15 protein-coding genes are annotated in these 16279 nt (G+C 48.2%); 5 read left to right on the top strand and 10 right to left on the bottom strand.

What is annotated here, in order from left to right; all coding sequences use genetic code 11:
* The first annotated feature begins 59 nt into the window (after positions 1-59).
* Positions 60-2324 carry an AraC family transcriptional regulator gene (locus MKY97_RS08605; RefSeq protein ID WP_342555038.1) on the top strand — a complete coding sequence of 755 codons (2265 nt, stop codon included), beginning with the start codon at positions 60-62 and terminating at the stop codon, positions 2322-2324.
* Positions 2325-2384: 60 nt separating this feature from the next.
* Here MKY97_RS08605 and trmB read toward each other — a convergent pair whose 3' ends face one another.
* Positions 2385-3146 carry a tRNA (guanosine(46)-N7)-methyltransferase TrmB gene (gene trmB, locus MKY97_RS08600; RefSeq protein WP_342555037.1) on the bottom strand — a complete coding sequence of 254 codons (762 nt, stop codon included), beginning with the start codon at positions 3144-3146 and terminating at the stop codon, positions 2385-2387.
* A 151-nt stretch (positions 3147-3297) separates the two neighbouring features.
* Complete coding sequence (locus tag MKY97_RS08595) at positions 3298-3498, bottom strand: hypothetical protein (RefSeq protein WP_251502605.1); 201 nt, start codon at positions 3496-3498, stop codon at positions 3298-3300.
* Between the two features lie 301 nt (positions 3499-3799).
* Between MKY97_RS08595 and MKY97_RS08590 the strand changes: the two genes are divergently transcribed.
* The 4 genes from MKY97_RS08590 to MKY97_RS08575 all read left to right on the top strand — a co-directional run bounded on the left by MKY97_RS08590 (position 3800) and on the right by MKY97_RS08575 (position 7539).
* On the top strand, positions 3800-4753 hold the full coding sequence (locus MKY97_RS08590; protein ID WP_342555036.1) for a TIGR01212 family radical SAM protein: 954 nt from the start codon (positions 3800-3802) through the stop codon (positions 4751-4753).
* Positions 4754-5338 (top strand): class I SAM-dependent methyltransferase, encoded by a 585-nt coding sequence (locus MKY97_RS08585; protein ID WP_342555035.1) that lies wholly within the window; start codon positions 4754-4756, stop codon positions 5336-5338. It abuts the gene before it with no gap.
* Between the two features lie 210 nt (positions 5339-5548).
* Complete coding sequence (locus tag MKY97_RS08580; RefSeq protein WP_342555034.1) at positions 5549-6529, top strand: type I phosphomannose isomerase catalytic subunit; 981 nt, start codon at positions 5549-5551, stop codon at positions 6527-6529.
* 44 nt (positions 6530-6573) lie between these two features.
* Entirely contained in the window at positions 6574-7539 is a 966-nt protein-coding gene (locus tag MKY97_RS08575) for an alpha/beta hydrolase (RefSeq protein WP_342555033.1), read from the top strand.
* 246 nt (positions 7540-7785) lie between these two features.
* Here the strand turns inward: MKY97_RS08575 and odhB are convergent, their stop codons facing one another.
* From odhB to MKY97_RS08535, 8 genes are all read right to left on the bottom strand, one after another.
* Complete coding sequence (odhB, locus tag MKY97_RS08570; protein ID WP_342555032.1) at positions 7786-9045, bottom strand: 2-oxoglutarate dehydrogenase complex dihydrolipoyllysine-residue succinyltransferase; 1260 nt, start codon at positions 9043-9045, stop codon at positions 7786-7788.
* 5 nt (positions 9046-9050) lie between these two features.
* Positions 9051-11924 carry a 2-oxoglutarate dehydrogenase E1 component gene (locus tag MKY97_RS08565; protein ID WP_342555031.1) on the bottom strand — a complete coding sequence of 958 codons (2874 nt, stop codon included), beginning with the start codon at positions 11922-11924 and terminating at the stop codon, positions 9051-9053.
* Positions 11925-12538: 614 nt separating this feature from the next.
* Entirely contained in the window at positions 12539-12967 is a 429-nt protein-coding gene (locus tag MKY97_RS08560; protein ID WP_342555030.1) for an NUDIX domain-containing protein, read from the bottom strand.
* A gap of 65 nt (positions 12968-13032) precedes the next feature.
* Positions 13033-13518, bottom strand: coding sequence for a GNAT family N-acetyltransferase (locus MKY97_RS08555; RefSeq protein ID WP_342555029.1), 486 nt, complete (start codon positions 13516-13518; stop codon positions 13033-13035).
* A gap of 147 nt (positions 13519-13665) precedes the next feature.
* Positions 13666-14100: a GNAT family N-acetyltransferase gene (locus tag MKY97_RS08550; protein ID WP_342555028.1), complete on the bottom strand. Its 435-nt coding sequence runs from the start codon at positions 14098-14100 to the stop codon at positions 13666-13668.
* A gap of 87 nt (positions 14101-14187) precedes the next feature.
* Entirely contained in the window at positions 14188-14556 is a 369-nt protein-coding gene (locus MKY97_RS08545; RefSeq protein WP_342556283.1) for a nuclear transport factor 2 family protein, read from the bottom strand.
* Positions 14546-15061: an 8-oxo-dGTP diphosphatase gene (locus MKY97_RS08540; RefSeq protein WP_342555027.1), complete on the bottom strand. Its 516-nt coding sequence runs from the start codon at positions 15059-15061 to the stop codon at positions 14546-14548. Before MKY97_RS08540 ends, MKY97_RS08545 begins: the two co-directional genes overlap by 11 nt.
* Before the next feature lie 219 nt (positions 15062-15280).
* A complete protein-coding gene (locus tag MKY97_RS08535) occupies positions 15281-16069 on the bottom strand; it encodes a DUF3891 family protein (RefSeq protein WP_342555026.1) in 789 nt (262 codons plus the stop codon).
* Between the last annotated feature and the right edge of the window lie 210 nt (positions 16070-16279).

The raw sequence follows: 16279 nt of genomic DNA, 5'->3' as shown, positions 1-16279 counted from the left end.
TATGTTATGAAAAATACATAAGTTCACTCATATCAGAAGGTTCGAGGGGGAAAAAAAGGATGCGCAAACGTTCAGAGGACAGCCAGAAAGTATTCGCGCGGATTCTGATTGGCATTATTATCAGCACAGCAGCAACCCTGCTTGTAGCATCAGCCATCTTGTACGTTAACTATAATCGGATTGCACTTCGCCAAGTCTACCGTACAGATATGAACAGTCTCACTCAGACGAGTCGTGAGGTAGCCAAAATGACCGAAAGTGCCAAGTCGCTCTCCTATCAGATTTATCAGGACTACACCATTTCATCCCTGATGCTCTATTCGAAACCAAGCATCTATCAGATTACCTCCGCCATGGAGCAGCTCGACAATTACCGCATGTCTCTTCCATTCATTGAATCCATCTATGTATACAACTCCAAAAGCGATGAGTTTTTTATCAGTTCCGACGGGGTACGCAATGGCCAGCAGTCTGTAACCGAGATCGATGATCAGGGGATCAAGGACATCCTCGAACGTTTTCATGACTACAAACCCTTCGTGCCCATCCCGCGCACGTATAAGGTCGGCTCAACGGAAGCCAGTGAGGTGAACAGCTACACATACCTGTGTTATGACACCATTAATGATAATGCCAAGCTGAATTATGCCGTTATCGTTAACATTAAAGATGACTGGCTTAGTCCCAACATGAATGCCGCGGATCAACCAGGCACGACCTTTATCGTGAATGAAAAAGGAGACTTGTTGTCCGATTTCGGAGATCGGCCGCTGCTTCATAATCTCTCTGGCGAAACATTCATGCGTCCGATTATGCAGGATACGGAGCATTCTGCTTATTTTACCGAACAAGTGGACGGAGAAAATTCACTGATTACCTATACCGTACCAGACAGCCTGGGATGGCGTTACGTGCGAATTACGCCTTACGATGTTATCACTTCAGATATTCGCAGTATGCGAACTCACACGCTGCTTTTCTGCCTTGGGCTGCTGGCTGCAGGTCTCATTCTCTCTTATCTTGTATCCCGTAAGCTGTACCATCCGATTAATAATGTGCTTGTACGCATGCGTGTAATGGAAGCGGAACGCCGAGGCAGTCTGCACCTGTTGAGACAGGACTATTTACGGGGTGCGCTTCAGGGACGGGAAACGGTAACCTGCAGTATGCTGGAAGACCGGATGAAATTTTACGGTTCCTCTGTCGATGTGCATCGCTCATCCCGACTGGTGCTGCTGCGCATTGACCACTATACGGAGTTTTGCGAGACTTACCGTGATGATACCAAACTGGTGAAATATGCGATGATGAACATCTGCACCGAAACGGCCGACCTTCATTACCATGTAGAGGCTGTGGATATGGGAGGTGACCTGATCACACTTCTGTTTAACGAGAAATCGGGGGCGCATTCTTCTTCACTCTCAGAGAACGGGGAGCCGCATGAAATGGAAGAATTGCTGCGTATGATGCAGGCCGCAGTCATGACTCATTTGAAATGCTCCATCTCCTGTACGCTTGGTCCAGAAGAACAGTCGCTTGTGCAGTGTATTGAAGGTTATGCACGCTCTGCCGAAGCCTCTCTTCACCGTTTGTTCATGGGTCCAGGCTGTCTGATCTACACCTCGGAGATCATGGCGTATCAGACGAAGGAATACACCTTCCCTGCTGGCAAAGAGAGACAGCTCGTGGATTGTTTGATGACAGGCAAGACGGGGGAAGCAAAGATGATCTACGCCGATATTGTTAATGAAACAGCGGAATTCCCGTTTAATGTTTTTCAGCTCGCCCTGTCCCATCTCACAATGACACTTAATCATGTTCGCAACACGCTTAAGAAAAACAATCAGTTTAGACTGGATTCCGTCTCAGGCAGTTTAATGCTTCCGGTGAAAAATGCGGAGGATATCAGTGAGGTGCATGAACATTTTTACCACATGTTTGACGAGCTTGGCTCCAAAGTGGAAGAAAAGCGCACGCTCAAACACGAAGAACTTATTCGGAAAATCAATGACATTATTGAGCGAAACTATGCTGATCCGAATCTGTGCCTGACCTCGATTGCAGAAGAGCTGGCCATGTCCCCCATTTATGTCAGCAGGCTGTACAAACAGCTCACCTTAAAGGGATTAACCGATGTTATTAATGAGACACGTATTGCTAAAGCGCAGCATCTGCTTGTCAAAACCGAAAGTTCTGTCGCGGATATTGCCGAGAAAACCGGTTTTACCAACAGCTCTTACTTCTATCGGATGTTCAAAAAATTCAACGGGGTGACCCCCAACGATTATCGCCGCAAAGAACTCCACTCCGATCATCTTTAACGACAAAAAAGAGCGGTATCTGAGAGTAAAACATTAGCCCTCAGATGCCGCTCTATTGTATTAAGCTTCGTCTTGATCCTGACCGTCACCAGATTCGTCAGCCGCTTCACGTACTTTATACTTGTCCAGACGCATCTCGTTATACTCCCGCAGCGCCTCTTCGCCTACAATCACTTCAACCCTGTGAATGTTCATGCCTTTGCCCATAAATTTCTGTTCATACTCGGTCATCACATGCTCTTCATTCAGGCCGTCACGATGCAGGTTCAGAGACAGATTCGTCATCTGCAGTCCGAAATCAGCGATAGAGTTCAAAGAGAACTCAAACAGCGTCTCTGAATCGGTTTTAAAATGAATCTGTCCTTTCGGATTCAGCAGCTCAACGTATTTTTTCAGAAAGCGCGGGTGGGTTAACCTGCGGCGTGCATGTTTTGCTTTTGGCCACGGATCACTGAAATTCAAATAAATGCGTTCCAGTTCTTTCGGTTCAAACACCTCTTCAATCTGTTCGATGTTTGCGAGCGCCAACTTCAGGTTCGGTGGCGTCTCCACCTCAGCTTGACTCCAGGCGTTACGCGCTTTCTCACTGGCACGACGGACCAGTTCATCATACATATCAATCCCGATAAAATTGTACTGCGGATATTTATAACTCATTTGACTGATGAACTGACCTTTACCCATGCCAAACTCGACAAAGATCGGATGATCATTGCCAAACAGTTCAGCCCACTTACCTTTATGCTGCTTTGGCTCCAGTACAACCAGGTCCTCCTGCTGCTCCAGATTTTCTCTAATCCCTTTTCTGCCACGTAAACGCATCTTATTCCTCCGTTTGTCCATACTTGTCCTAGACTCATTTTGCCGAAGAACCGGCCAATTGTAAAGAGCAATGAAAAAGGAATCTCCGGACCTGCCACGTTGGGCAGATCTCAAAGATTCCCTTTTCGATTTATTTGGAATTGGGGTCCAACTACTTTAGTAGTTCATAGTCTACCTTATCTTGGTGTGAAAAATCAAATGTCTTTTCGAAAGCATCGCGAACTTTTTGTCTTGCAGCCGCTTTCACTTTTGGATTTCCATTAAAACGTACACCTGTCAAAGCCAGTGCCTCTTCTGCAGTCAGTTCAACGGATACATGCTGGAATTCTTTATTTTTAACTTGGGAATTCATTCGTATCACCTCACGGTATAGTATGAACCATAACGTCAGCATTCATTCAAATGCTGCAACGAAAACTGCTCACTGGATGGTGTCTGACGCTGATTTAAATATAACATAAGGTGTAAACTGTATCAAGTAAAAACCGTTGATTTGGCGGCCTTTTTTTTCGTTTGCATTCCCCTTTTTTTCGGATTTTTGATACAATAAGTGACGGAAACCGCACAGCGTCTGTATTCCCTATTCAGGTACGATAATACGGTATCAGAGATGTACCCAATACAAAGACATCGATCTCAAAGGAGTACCTTAAATGAATGCACCTGCTTTACAGCCTCCACGGATGTGGGGGGATAAACGTTTTCACACCTGGAATTACGAAATGCGTGATCAATTTCACAACAAAGTATTCAAAGTCATGCTGGATGCCGGGTTCACCTGCCCGAATCGGGACGGTTCTATCGCCAAAGGCGGCTGTACGTTCTGCAGCGCACGAGGTTCAGGCGATTTTGCGGGCAGCAGACGTGAAGACCTTGTCAGCCAGTTTAATACAATTCGGGACAGGCAGCATCTTAAATGGCCCTCTGCTCACTACATCGGCTACTTTCAGGCGTACACGAATACTTATGCGCCGGTCGAAGAACTGCGCGAATATTTCGAAGAAATACTGCAGCAGCCCGGCGTTGTGGGGCTATCAATCGCTACCCGCCCCGACTGTCTACCAGATGATGTCGTGGAATATTTGGCCGAGCTTAACGAGCGCACTTATTTATGGGTAGAGATGGGACTGCAGACGATTCATGATTCCACTTCAATTTTGATCAACCGTGCACACGACACCGCATGTTACGAAGAAGCTGTCGAGAAGCTTCGCAAACACAATATACGGGTTTGTACACATATCATTTATGGCCTGCCTCAGGAAACACACGAAATGATGCTGGACACCGGCCGTGCTGTTGCTCGTATGGATGTGCAGGGTATCAAAATCCATCTGCTGCATCTGATGCGCAAGACGCCGATGGTGAAACAGTACGAAGCAGGTCTGCTTCGATTCCTTGAGCAGGATGAGTACATCAAGCTGATTGTAGACACGCTTGAAATGCTTCCGCCCGAAATGATTGTACATCGTCTTACAGGCGATGCCCCTCGCGATTTGCTTATCGGACCCATGTGGTCTTTGAAAAAATGGGAAGTCTTGAACGCCATTGACCGGGAACTGCGTGAACGGGATACCTGGCAGGGTAAGTATTGGAGGGGAGCGTAAATGGGATTTCTATCGGTTCTAAGCTGTGCGCATCAATGGATTGCTTCCCGGCTCCAACCGGGAGATTTCGCGATTGACGCCACGGTAGGCACAGGTGCTGATACATTGTTTCTTGCACAGCAGGTAGGCGCGCGTGGTCAAGTTATCGGATTTGATATCCAGAGCGAAGCACTCACACTGGCTCAAGCCCGAATCCGTAAACAATCGGAAGGCAGCAAACTTGGATCAATTTCCATGCTGGAATTAAGTCATGCCCGGATGGCTGAAGCCGTACCTGATGTCTGGGTTGGCAGGGTAGGAGCCATCATGTTTAATCTGGGTTACCTGCCTGCCGAAGGTGCTGATGCTTCCATTATTACCGAGACAACCAGCACCATTGCAGCGCTCGAAGCCGCACTGACGTTACTGCGTCCTCGCGGCATCATTACAGCTGTGCTCTATCCAGGTCACGAAGGGGGCGCTCAGGAAGCTGAAGCCGTATCCGCATGGGCCTCTGGTCTGCCAGTAGAAAAGGCCCAGGTTGTACTGTACCGTCAGATGCAGCGTGATAATTCCCCGTATCTAATTGGCATTGAGAAAAAGTAACAACGAATTCCCTTCGGTCCCCAAATGAAATACACTAGACACAATCACAGGACAAGCCGCATCAGATTAATCCGATACGGCAGTGTGTCTGCATATGGACCTGCAAGCGCATCCACCTGTTCATGACACTTCACCATCGTGAAGTTAAAAGCTTAGCACCGGAACCGTTTAAAGGGATTCACCATTTCATATACTAGAGGAGAGATACCCATGTCTACGCCATACCCACTTCAATTCCAGCCCGAATTCAAAGAACGTGTATGGGGAGGTCGTGCGCTCGAGCAATTCGGCCTGACGCCCCCTGAAGGACACATCGGCGAGGGGTGGATGATCGCGGATCATGCCAACGGTACAACCAAAGTGTTAAACGGTCTATTGGCCGGTAAAGGACTTGATGAGATCCGCAAAGAGCTGGGAACAGCCTGGCTCGGAACTAAGGGTGTTTCGGAAAAAGGCGGACGCTTCCCTCTGCTGATCAAGCTGCTCGACTGTAACGATGACTTGTCGGTTCAGGTTCATCCTACAGATGATTACGAGGCTCTGCCTCCAGGTGAGCTGGGTAAAACGGAAATGTGGTACGTGCTTGATGCCAAGCCCGGTGCCCATATCATTTATGGTCTGAATGAAGGTGTAGATCGTGAGAGGTTGAAGCAGGCGCTTGAAAATGGCAGCGTGATGGATACTCTCCGTCAAGTCCCTGTGGAAGCCGGCGATACTTTCTTTATTCCTGCCGGAACCGTTCATGCCCTCTGTGCGGGTGTTGTCGTTGCCGAAATACAGCAAAACTCGGATACCACCTACCGGATTTATGATTACAATCGTCCCGGACTTGACGGTCAGCCGCGTGAACTTCATGTAGAAGATTCTCTGAACGTCACCGCATATGAAGGCGCAGGAGCCACCACAATGAAAACTAATCAGGCCGTACCTGGGGAATGGCTCCAGCTCGCAGCCTGTCCATACTTTGTTGTGGAAAAAGGCGTCGTTACCGACCGTTGGGAATTGTCCACCACACCGGACAGCTTTACGATTATTGTCGTCTGTGATGGTGAAGGCACACTTGAGTGGGCTGGCGCAGAAGAAGACGGACAGATGCCATTGAAATCAGGCCAATGTTACTTGCTTCCAGCCAATCTGGGTTCCTACACCTTAAGCGGGAACACCACCGTTCTTCGCTCCTATCTTCCTTAAGTAACGAGACGGACAACATACCTGTGAAGGAGGAATCACACGAGATGCAGGAGTCTACCTTTACGCTGATCAGCAATGAAGGTACCCGTATTCATGTGTACCGCTGGCTTCCCGATCCGAACCATCCCATCCAAGCCGTTGTGCAGATCGCACATGGAATGGGCGAGACGGCGGCGCGTTATGCCGAATTTGCGGGTTACCTTACCAAACACGGATATGCTGTGTATGCCAATGACCATCGGGGCCATGGCAAAACCGTGGAGAACACCGAATTACTGGGTGATGCAGGTGTTGATGCGTTTCGCTGGATGGCCAGCGATATGCTTAATCTGGGTGAGACGGCAGCCGAAGAAAATCCGGGCCTGCCTCTATTCCTAATGGGACACAGCATGGGGTCCTTTTTGGTACAGCACCTCATGTATGCCGGACATGAAAGATACTGTGCTTTTCTGCTGTCTGGTACAAACGGCAAACGAGGACTTCTGAGATTCGGAGAAAAGCTGGCCCTGCTGCAGTGCGGCATTCAGGGTGATCAGCATCGCAGTTTACTGCTGAATGCGATTGTATTCGGGGGGTTTAACCGCGCTTTCCGCCCTGCTGCAACACCCTTTGACTGGTTGTCCCGTGACCGCCAGGAGGTGCAGCGGTTCATCGACGACCCGATGTGTGGAGTCGTCTGTACAGCCGGTTTTTTCAGGGATTTCTTTAAACTGCTGCTTGAAATCCATAAGCCGCAGCATATGGAACGTATCCCCAAACACAAGCCGGTTTTCCTGTTTTCAGGTGAGCTGGATCCTGTCGGTCTTCGGGGCAAAGGTATACTTAACCTGTTCTCCCAGTATCAAAAACTCGGCTTGCAGGATGTAGAATATCGGCTTTATCCTGGAGGACGTCATGAAATGCTGCATGAGACGAATCGTAAAGAGGTGGCTCAGGATGTCCTTGACTGGCTGGAGCGGCATATGCCGGATCATGAACAGACCGATGAGCAGGATAGTCATGCGAATTAACAGTCTATCAAGTGCTTAGTGCAGTAAGCCGCTTAGCAGATGAGCGCTCTCTGATGATATCATCCAATGTCTCCAGCCCCTTATCTTAACTATTTCTCGGACGGTTTCATTCAATCTCAACAGTTATAAGCCAAAAAATCCCCTGACCAGCACAATCTGTACTGTGCCCAATCAGGGGATTTTGTTCTACTTCCATCTCATAGAGATCATATAAGTCCGATGCAGCTGCTGCACGTTTTGCAGGTATTAACCTTCGATCAGCAAGGATTCCGGATCTTCAAGCAATTCTTTCACCGTCACCAGGAATCGTACTGCTTCGCTTCCATCAATAATCCGGTGATCGTAAGAAAGTGCGATATACATCATTGGACGGTTCTCCATCCGTTCAGCATCAATCGCTACCGGGCGAAGCTGAATTTTGTGCATGCCGAGAATACCTACTTGCGGAGTATTCAAAATTGGCGTGGACAGCAGGGAACCAAATGTTCCGCCATTCGTAATTGTGAACGTGCCGCCCTGCAGATCAGACAGTGCCAGCGTGTTGGAACGCGCTTTGGATGCAAGGTCTGCAATGCTTTTTTCGATCTCGGCAAAGCCCAGACGATCAGCATCACGTACAACCGGAACAACCAAACCTTCTTTGGCAGATACGGCAATACCGATATCGTAGAATTTTTTCAATACAACATCTTCGCCATCAATCTCTGCGTTAATCGTCGGGAACTTCTTAAGCGCACCGACTACCGCTTTGGTAAAGAACGACATGAAACCAAGGTTGATATCATGCTTCTCTTTGAATTTGTCTTTACGGCGTTTACGAACGTCCATAATAGCTGTCATATCAACTTCATTAAACGTGGTCAGCATCGCTGCAGTCTGCTGCGCTTCGACCAAACGCTTCGCAATTGTCGCCCGGCGGCGGGACATACGCTGACGCTCTACCGGCTTGGCATAAGTAGAACCGCCGGAAGTCGGAGCAGCAGGCGCAGTTACCGGAGCTTTGGGAGCAGCAGGCGCCGCCGGAGCGGAAGGCTGACTGCCATGGCTTTTCACGTCATCCTGATACACGCGTCCAATCGGATCTTTGCTCTGCACTTGATCCAGTTCGATGCCGCGCTCGCGAGCCAGCTTGCGCGCAGACGGAGAAGCTGTTTTGCTGCTGTCGGATGCCTCTGGAGGTGCCGTAGCTGCCGGAGCCTCAGGAGCAGGGGCAGCAGGTTTCGATTCAGCTGCTGCTGGTTCGGAAGCGGCAGTACCGCTTCCTCCCCCTGCTCCAGCTGAAAGTGTACCGATCGTTTCACCGATTTCGACAGTCTCGCCTTCCTGACGAATGATTTTCTCAAGCACACCGCTTTCTTCCGCACTGATCTCAATGTTGACTTTGTCTGTTTCCAGTTCAAGCAGGACATCACCTTGGTTAACGGTGTCCCCTTCTTTGACCATCCATCTGGATACCGTTCCCTCAGTAATCGATTCACCCATTGCAGGTACTTTAATTTCACTCACAGCTGTTACCTCCCCAGTGGAATATTATTCTTCGCCGTTTGTTTTAGCGCTGCTGTAATGATTAATTGCTGCTCCATGCTGTGCACAAGCTGATAACCGCTGGAAGGACTTGCATGTTCCGGACGGCCTTCATATCTTACGGTTGTGCCTTCAGGCGCAATTTCGCGAAGACGAGGCTCCATATACGTCCAGGCTCCCATGTTTTTGTTCTCTTCCTGCACCCATACCAGCTCTTTTAATTGGCTGAAACGCGCAAGTACACGTTTGATCTCTTCCGCTGGGAACGGATAGAGCTGCTCAACACGGATGATGTGAAGCCAGGACCAGTCTCCTTTATCCTTTTCAATCGCATCTTCCAGGTCAATGGCAACTTTACCGCTGCACAGAATGATTCGTTCTACCCGATCCGGCTTCGTACCGAGACCTGGCTGCTCCAACACAAGTTCAAACTTGCCCTCACTGAATTCTACAGCCGGTGACGCCACACGCGGATTACGGATCAAACTTTTTGGTGACATCATCACAAGCGGACGTGCATCTTCCGTCTCCGTTAATGAAGCCTGACGACGCAGGAGATGGAAATACTGTGAAGCACTCGACAGATTCACCACCGTCATATTGTCTTCAGCACACAGCTGCAGGAAACGTTCCAGACGTGCACTTGTGTGTTCCGGTCCCTGACCTTCGTTTGCGTGAGGAAGAAGCATTACCAGACTTGATTTTTGAGACCATTTCGCCCGGCCTGCCGATACAAACTGGTCAAAGATCACTTGTGCACAGTTTGCAAAATCACCGAATTGAGCTTCCCAGATTACAAGTGTTTCTGGAGAATATACGTTGTATCCATACTCGAATCCAACAACAGATTCTTCAGACAGCGGGCTGTTGTAGATCGCAAACGATGCTTTTGCCTGCGGCAGATGATGCAGCGGACAGAATTTATCACCGTTCTTCGAATCATGCAGTACCAGGTTACGGTGAGCAAAGGTTGCCCGCTCTGCATCCTGACCGCTGATACGGATCGGCTTACCGTCTGCCAGAATAGTTGCAAATGCCAGCGTTTCCGCAAGGCTCCAGTCCACTTTTTCCCCTTCATTCAGAGCAGTACTCCGGCGCTGCAAAATCCGCTGCAGTTTTGGATATACATTAAACGTTTCAGGCCATTTCAGAAGATCCGCATTAATGCTGCGCAGTTGGTCCAGCGGTACTGCTGTTGGCGTAATTGTAACAGCCTCGGACTCGCTAATGTTGCGCTGGTAATATTCATGCACTTCATTTTTCTTCATCTGATCGTAGGCTTCTTTCAGGCGATTAGCTACGCCATCACGAACCTTGGTGATGAAGGCATCATCGATGACAGATTCCTTCTTGAGCATATCCTGATACAGATGGCTGACTGTCGGATGATTCTTCACCTTGTCATAAACAAGCGGCTGTGTCGTTTCAGGATCATCCGTCTCGTTGTGACCATAACGGCGGTATCCGATCAGGTCAATCAGGAAGTCCTTTTTGAACCGGTTGCGGTATTCCGCAGCCATGCGGACTGCTGCAATACATGCCTCAGGGTTGTCTGCGTTCACATGCACAATCGGAATTTCATAACCTTTGGCAAGGTCACTTGCATAGTAGGTTGAACGAGAATCGCTGCTGTCTGTAGTGAAGCCAAGGCGATTGTTCACGATAATATGAATGGTTCCGCCATTCTGGTATCCCGGCAGCGCCTTAAAGTTCAATGTCTCGGCTACAATGCCTTCTCCAGGGAATGCGGCATCCCCGTGCATCAAAATAGTTGCTGCCTTCGTTACATCCTGCTTCGGATAACCAGGTTCACGGCGATCATCCTGAGCTGCACGTGCGAAGCCCTGCACAACCGGATTCACATATTCCAGATGGCTCGGGTTGTTGGCGAGTGTCAGGCGAGCCTGCACAGTTTCCCCGTCTTTTACAAAACGGTTCGCGCCCATATGATATTTGACATCCCCCGTCCAGCCATAGTTGATTCCGGTAGAACCTTCAGATGGAACCAAATCTTTGTTCGGGGCATGGTGGAATTCAGAGAAAATTTTGCTGTATGGCTTGCCCAGAACATGAGCGAGAACGTTTAGACGTCCGCGGTGAGCCATACCCATCAGAATGTGGCTGGAACCTGCTTCTGTCATAAGACGAACCGCTTCGTCCAGCATCGGTACAAGCACATCGTTACCTTCAATAGAGAAGCGCTTCTGTCCTACAAATGTTTTGTGCAGGAAATCTTCAAACTGCTCGGCTTCAACCAAACGCTCCAGCAGTGCTGTACGTTCATTCTGGGTAAGCGGAGCCGGAGATGTACGGGATTCTGCACGGCGGTTCAGCCACTCACGTTCCTGTACTTCGTGCACATGACTGAATTCGTAAGCAATAGGTCCGGTATAGATTTGGCGAAGACGCTGAATCGCATCCCACCCCGTCGCTGTCTGACCATCTGCACCTTCCCAGATCAGGGAAGCAGGCAGTGCCTTCAAGTCTTCTTCATTTAATTGAAAATGCTTTGGTTCCAGCAGGGATGTATCGGTTGCTTCACTGATCCCGAGCGGATCAATATCTGCAGCCAGATGACCATACGTACGAATATTCCATACGAGCTTACCCGCTGTAACCGCTTTCTGCAATAATTGAATATCTACGCTTCCGGATGCAGTTTGGGCATTCCCGGAATTCGAAAGAGTCTCTGCACCTCTGCCAGACATCGGCGGTGCACCCCATTGTTCAAACAATTCACGATAAGCCGGTGTCACTGCACCCGGATCTTGGGTGTATAATTCATATTGTTCTTGTACGTATCCCATATTGGGACCATAATAACTCTCCCAGGGTTTCATGTTGCCTTTCTCGATCGTCATCGACGTTCCCTCCGTCTTGATTTTGTCATAGGGTTTGACGGAAATCATTGAATAAGCCGTAATTCGCGTTCGTTCAACATTTTAAGCGAAATTTTTCATGAAGTCCAATAGTCGTGCTGTTAGTGGTGATAACGTTGTTCCGACGCTCCCGTCAAAGGTTTGTCTGCGTTTTCAAAATCAAAGTAAAACAATGATTATCTTTACCATCGCACAGATGTCGAATAATGTCCTGATCCGTTCGAAGGTATACATCCTTCCACCATTTCGGCGAAGTACGTGTTCTAATATCTATTCTATAAACTTTTACGCTCAGGAGCATTTCCTATTTTTAGTTCAATTGATGCATAAATTAGATCAATCGAATAATCGGTGCAATTCCGGGCAGGCCTCGAACGCCGGATTCCGCCAAATCCAGATCTGATTCCGTATAACCTCCTTATAAGAATTGTGGTCCATTCTGTCTAAAAACAAACCGTCCATTTAAACATTAACCAATTGACATGTTATTCAACAAGAAATTGGTTTTTCTCAGACTGGCTTGATGAAAAATTCAATAGAATAAGCCGCTCGAATCGTATGACTCCGGCGGCTTCTCTATGATATGATTCATGGTTTCAGATCCAATTTATCATATATCGGGCAAAGGGAGTTAACTCGAGACCTTTCACCTGCTCCAGTGTAAACCACGCTGCTCCCAGCGAGTCTTCTCCATCAGGTTCTCTTCTGATATACTGCAGCTGATCATCCTGCAAAGCGGTAATATTGTAGAGTATACCAATATGGTGTACTTCCTCCGGTTCACCTTGATATTCCCACTCTATCCTGTTGGATTGTGAAGAATGAATGGTCAGCTGCAGCGGAGTGAGTCCCGTTTCTTCCTCAAATTCACGTTTCAATGCCGCTTCCGGCTGCTCCCCGAATTCCATTCTCCCGCCAGGCAGATCCCATTTCCCGCAGTAAGGTCCACGAGCCTTCTGAATTAAAAGACAGGATCGTTCCCGCACGGCCAGTCCATATACACCCACATGAGTGTGCCTGTTCATATCCCAGCCCCCCTTTTTTCGTGCTCTTGCGCCTCTCGAAGACTTATGCGTATTCTGCTCCAGCCTTACTTCTTGTCCTCCTCGGTTGCTGATTCCAGGTCGATGGCCAGGCGAATCATATCTACACAGCGTATGCCGTTCTCTATAATTTCTTCTTCATAATGCCTTACGAAATAATCGCGATCTACTCCCGTAATTCGAAAACCGCAGCGCTGGTACAGCTTCAATTGATGCAAACTGGAATTCCCCGTGCCAATCTCCAATATGCTGCACCCAAGCCTTCTCGCAGCTTCCATTGCTTCTTTAATCATGTGTTTACCAACACCTTGTCCCTGCAGCTCCTCCTGTACGGCGATGTTAACAATCTCTGCAGTCTCCGGGCGAGTCTTGAGCAGTACAAACTCTCCTACCATCTCTCCTTCATACTCCGCGATGAAACAAACGCCTCTGCTGAGGTATTCGTCCACAATGGCTTTTGAAGGATCTGCCATCAGCAGGAGTCCGTACGGTTTTTCTTCATCCCAGTCCAATATCCGGAACGACAAGTTCATGCCAATCCCCACCTTTTCTCATCATACAATTTTTTCTCCTCCATGCCTTTTGCAGAAGCCTATGTATGGCAGATCTACAAATTACTCATCCCACATTTTAGTGAGGTCCCTGATGCTGCTTATAACGCTGCTGCTGCACAATCTATGTTAGTCACTCTGTCTGCTGCTGATATTTCCCGCTTGATTGGAATAACGACGGATGGACATGCCCGTTGATCTCCGCATCCCATGTTTCTCATAAAATTGCTGTACTTCCGCATCACACAGAAGGTCAATCATATATAACCCCTCAAGCCGCTGGAGCATACGCTGGACAAGCCTACTTCCAATAAGCTGATTTTTGTACTCCGGCAGCACTTCCAGTAGAGGAATGTAGGCACTGAGTACCCCATCCGAGATGGCTTGAATGAATCCCACAACCCTGCCGGTATCTTCATCGACAGCCAGTTCAACAGCATAGGACTGCTCCAGCAATTTTAGAAACGTTGACGTAGAGGGCGGATTAGGCCACCCATCAAAGAAACCTCCACTAAGCTGCTCGCAGTCTAATCCCACAAGCGTATCCTGAAAAATGATTCCCAAGCACCTTCACCTCCGTAAAAAGACTAAACTTCATTATATCATAATATCTGGAACAAAATATATAGATATGGATACTATGCCGGTGTTCTATTCCCCCAGGCTCAAATGCTCATGAACCAGTTTCCAAGCACCTTCGTCATCTTTTACAAATACATTCGTTGCTCTACCCTGCCCTGAAGCATGCTTGCCCCGAACGTATCCTTCCCAGTGATAAGTGTAGGTACATACAGCCTGATGCTCGTCCACAGCAATCCAATGCACGTTCTCCGCACGATATACCTCTTCTTTTACTGTCTCCCAGGCATTTTCGAAGTAAGCCTGAATCTCATTCAGGGTTGTGCAGGAAGTACCTGTGAACCAATACAGTGCATTCGGGGCAAGCAGCCTGCTTACCTCGTCAAATTGATGTGTGTTTGTTGCTTCAATATACGCACGCAGCGCCTGTTCATGCCCCATAACCATAATGCTCATCCCTTCTGTTATCTGTGTATGTTTTGAAGGTCTCCTGCAGCGTTTGTCCGCTGGACTTCTCCCAGACGACACTTCGTTCAAATGTACCTGCATTGAAAAAACGTGGAAAACGCTCTGCAAACCAGTCCTGCATTGGCAGCTCCAATGCCTGTTTCAATGATATCCATAGAAGCTCTCCCTCCGGCGGATTGGCCATCAGTTCCCCCTCAAATGCAGTAACCAGGTAGTTAAAGACCATGTACCTCAAACCCTGCTCCGGATCACAGAACTCATCCAGCCCCTTGTACGTAATCTGCTTCACAATAAGCCCTGTTTCCTCGCGAACTTCACGAATGGCTCCATCCACGATACTTTCGGGGAATTCCACTTTCCCTCCAGGCGCAATGTATCCCGGAAACCCTTTATGATTCGGCCTGTTCATTAGTAAAACCTGATCGGAATCCGGGTTCCAGACCATACACATCGTATAGATCTCAACGTGATGATTCATGCCTGACCTCCCCCAATATATGTTTTTCTCACGGCTCATTATCATTTCTGGAAATCATGTGTTTATTCCTGCTGTATGAAATGTATATAGATTCCTTTTCTTAAACACACATCTAAAAGACGGACGTCCGTAACTCCAGATGCCCGCCTGAATGAACTCGTTTGTATGCTGTTCTGACTTGAATGTTCTGAACTGAAATCAATCAGGATATGCCTTAGTTCAGGATAATTCTGTGATCAGTACCCGGCGTTTCTTCCAACCGGCTCGACGATAAGCCTGTAACATTCCAAATTTGCGGATGCTTGCCTTGGGCAGCACCTTGGTTGACATACTTACTTCGAACTGCTCGTCAAATGGAAAAAAAGATAATCCTACTTTCTCGCCCGATACCCACTCGGCCTGGATGGTCTGGCTTGGACAGGCGTCAAAGCCGCAGCCAAGTCCTTCTGCAAAGAAATCATAACGCGCTGCAGGTGTACCCGGCTCTTCCATACATAAGAAGAGACTGAGCTGATCACAGAACAGCATTACGCCTACATCATTTTTCAGCTGCCCTTCCAGCGCTGCGGCATCCCCGCCAAGCTCTTTCTTCCAACTTTCCTGCTGCTGCTGTTCTTCCAGCAGATATTCTCTGATGTCATCATCATCCTCTGGGTTTGCTCCCAACGTTTTCTGAAACAGTTCTGTGTACATCAGACTGCACAGCAAACCGGCATACGGACTTTGCTGTCTCACTTCCTCGATTCCCTTGCGATAAAATACAAAGCGCGGGCGCAGCGGAAAATCCCGAAAGGAGTATGGAATCTGATTGTAGTCGTTCCACAATGGTGCAGCATCCAGCTCAATCCAGCCCCGGTCATGCTCCTTCGCAGCGAGAACCAGCTCGTCCCGGTGCGGACCATGGGGAAGCCACTCGGTTTTCCAGTGGGCAGCCATCTCCCCGGCAGCAAGTCCATGCTCATGCTGAGCGGTCAAAACAAAATCATGCTCTCTCTCATATACGATCATTTGCTGTCACCCTTCCGCATGGTATACGTTGACTTTAACATAAATTGGGTTACACTTTCTTATAAGCCGCTTTTACGCTGCATTTAAGCTGCCTTATCCTTTATATACATGACGTTGATTATTAAACAGAGCATGTAAAAGTGTTGTCAGTTGCCTGAAATTTGGTACACTAATGATTGTGTCTTCGATTACATTACATACAGAAAGCGG

The organism is Paenibacillus sp. FSL R7-0652 (genome assembly GCF_038595045.1).
In the GTDB taxonomy this organism is placed as follows: domain Bacteria; phylum Bacillota; class Bacilli; order Paenibacillales; family Paenibacillaceae; genus Paenibacillus.
This window is presented reverse-complemented; position numbering and strand designations above follow the sequence as displayed.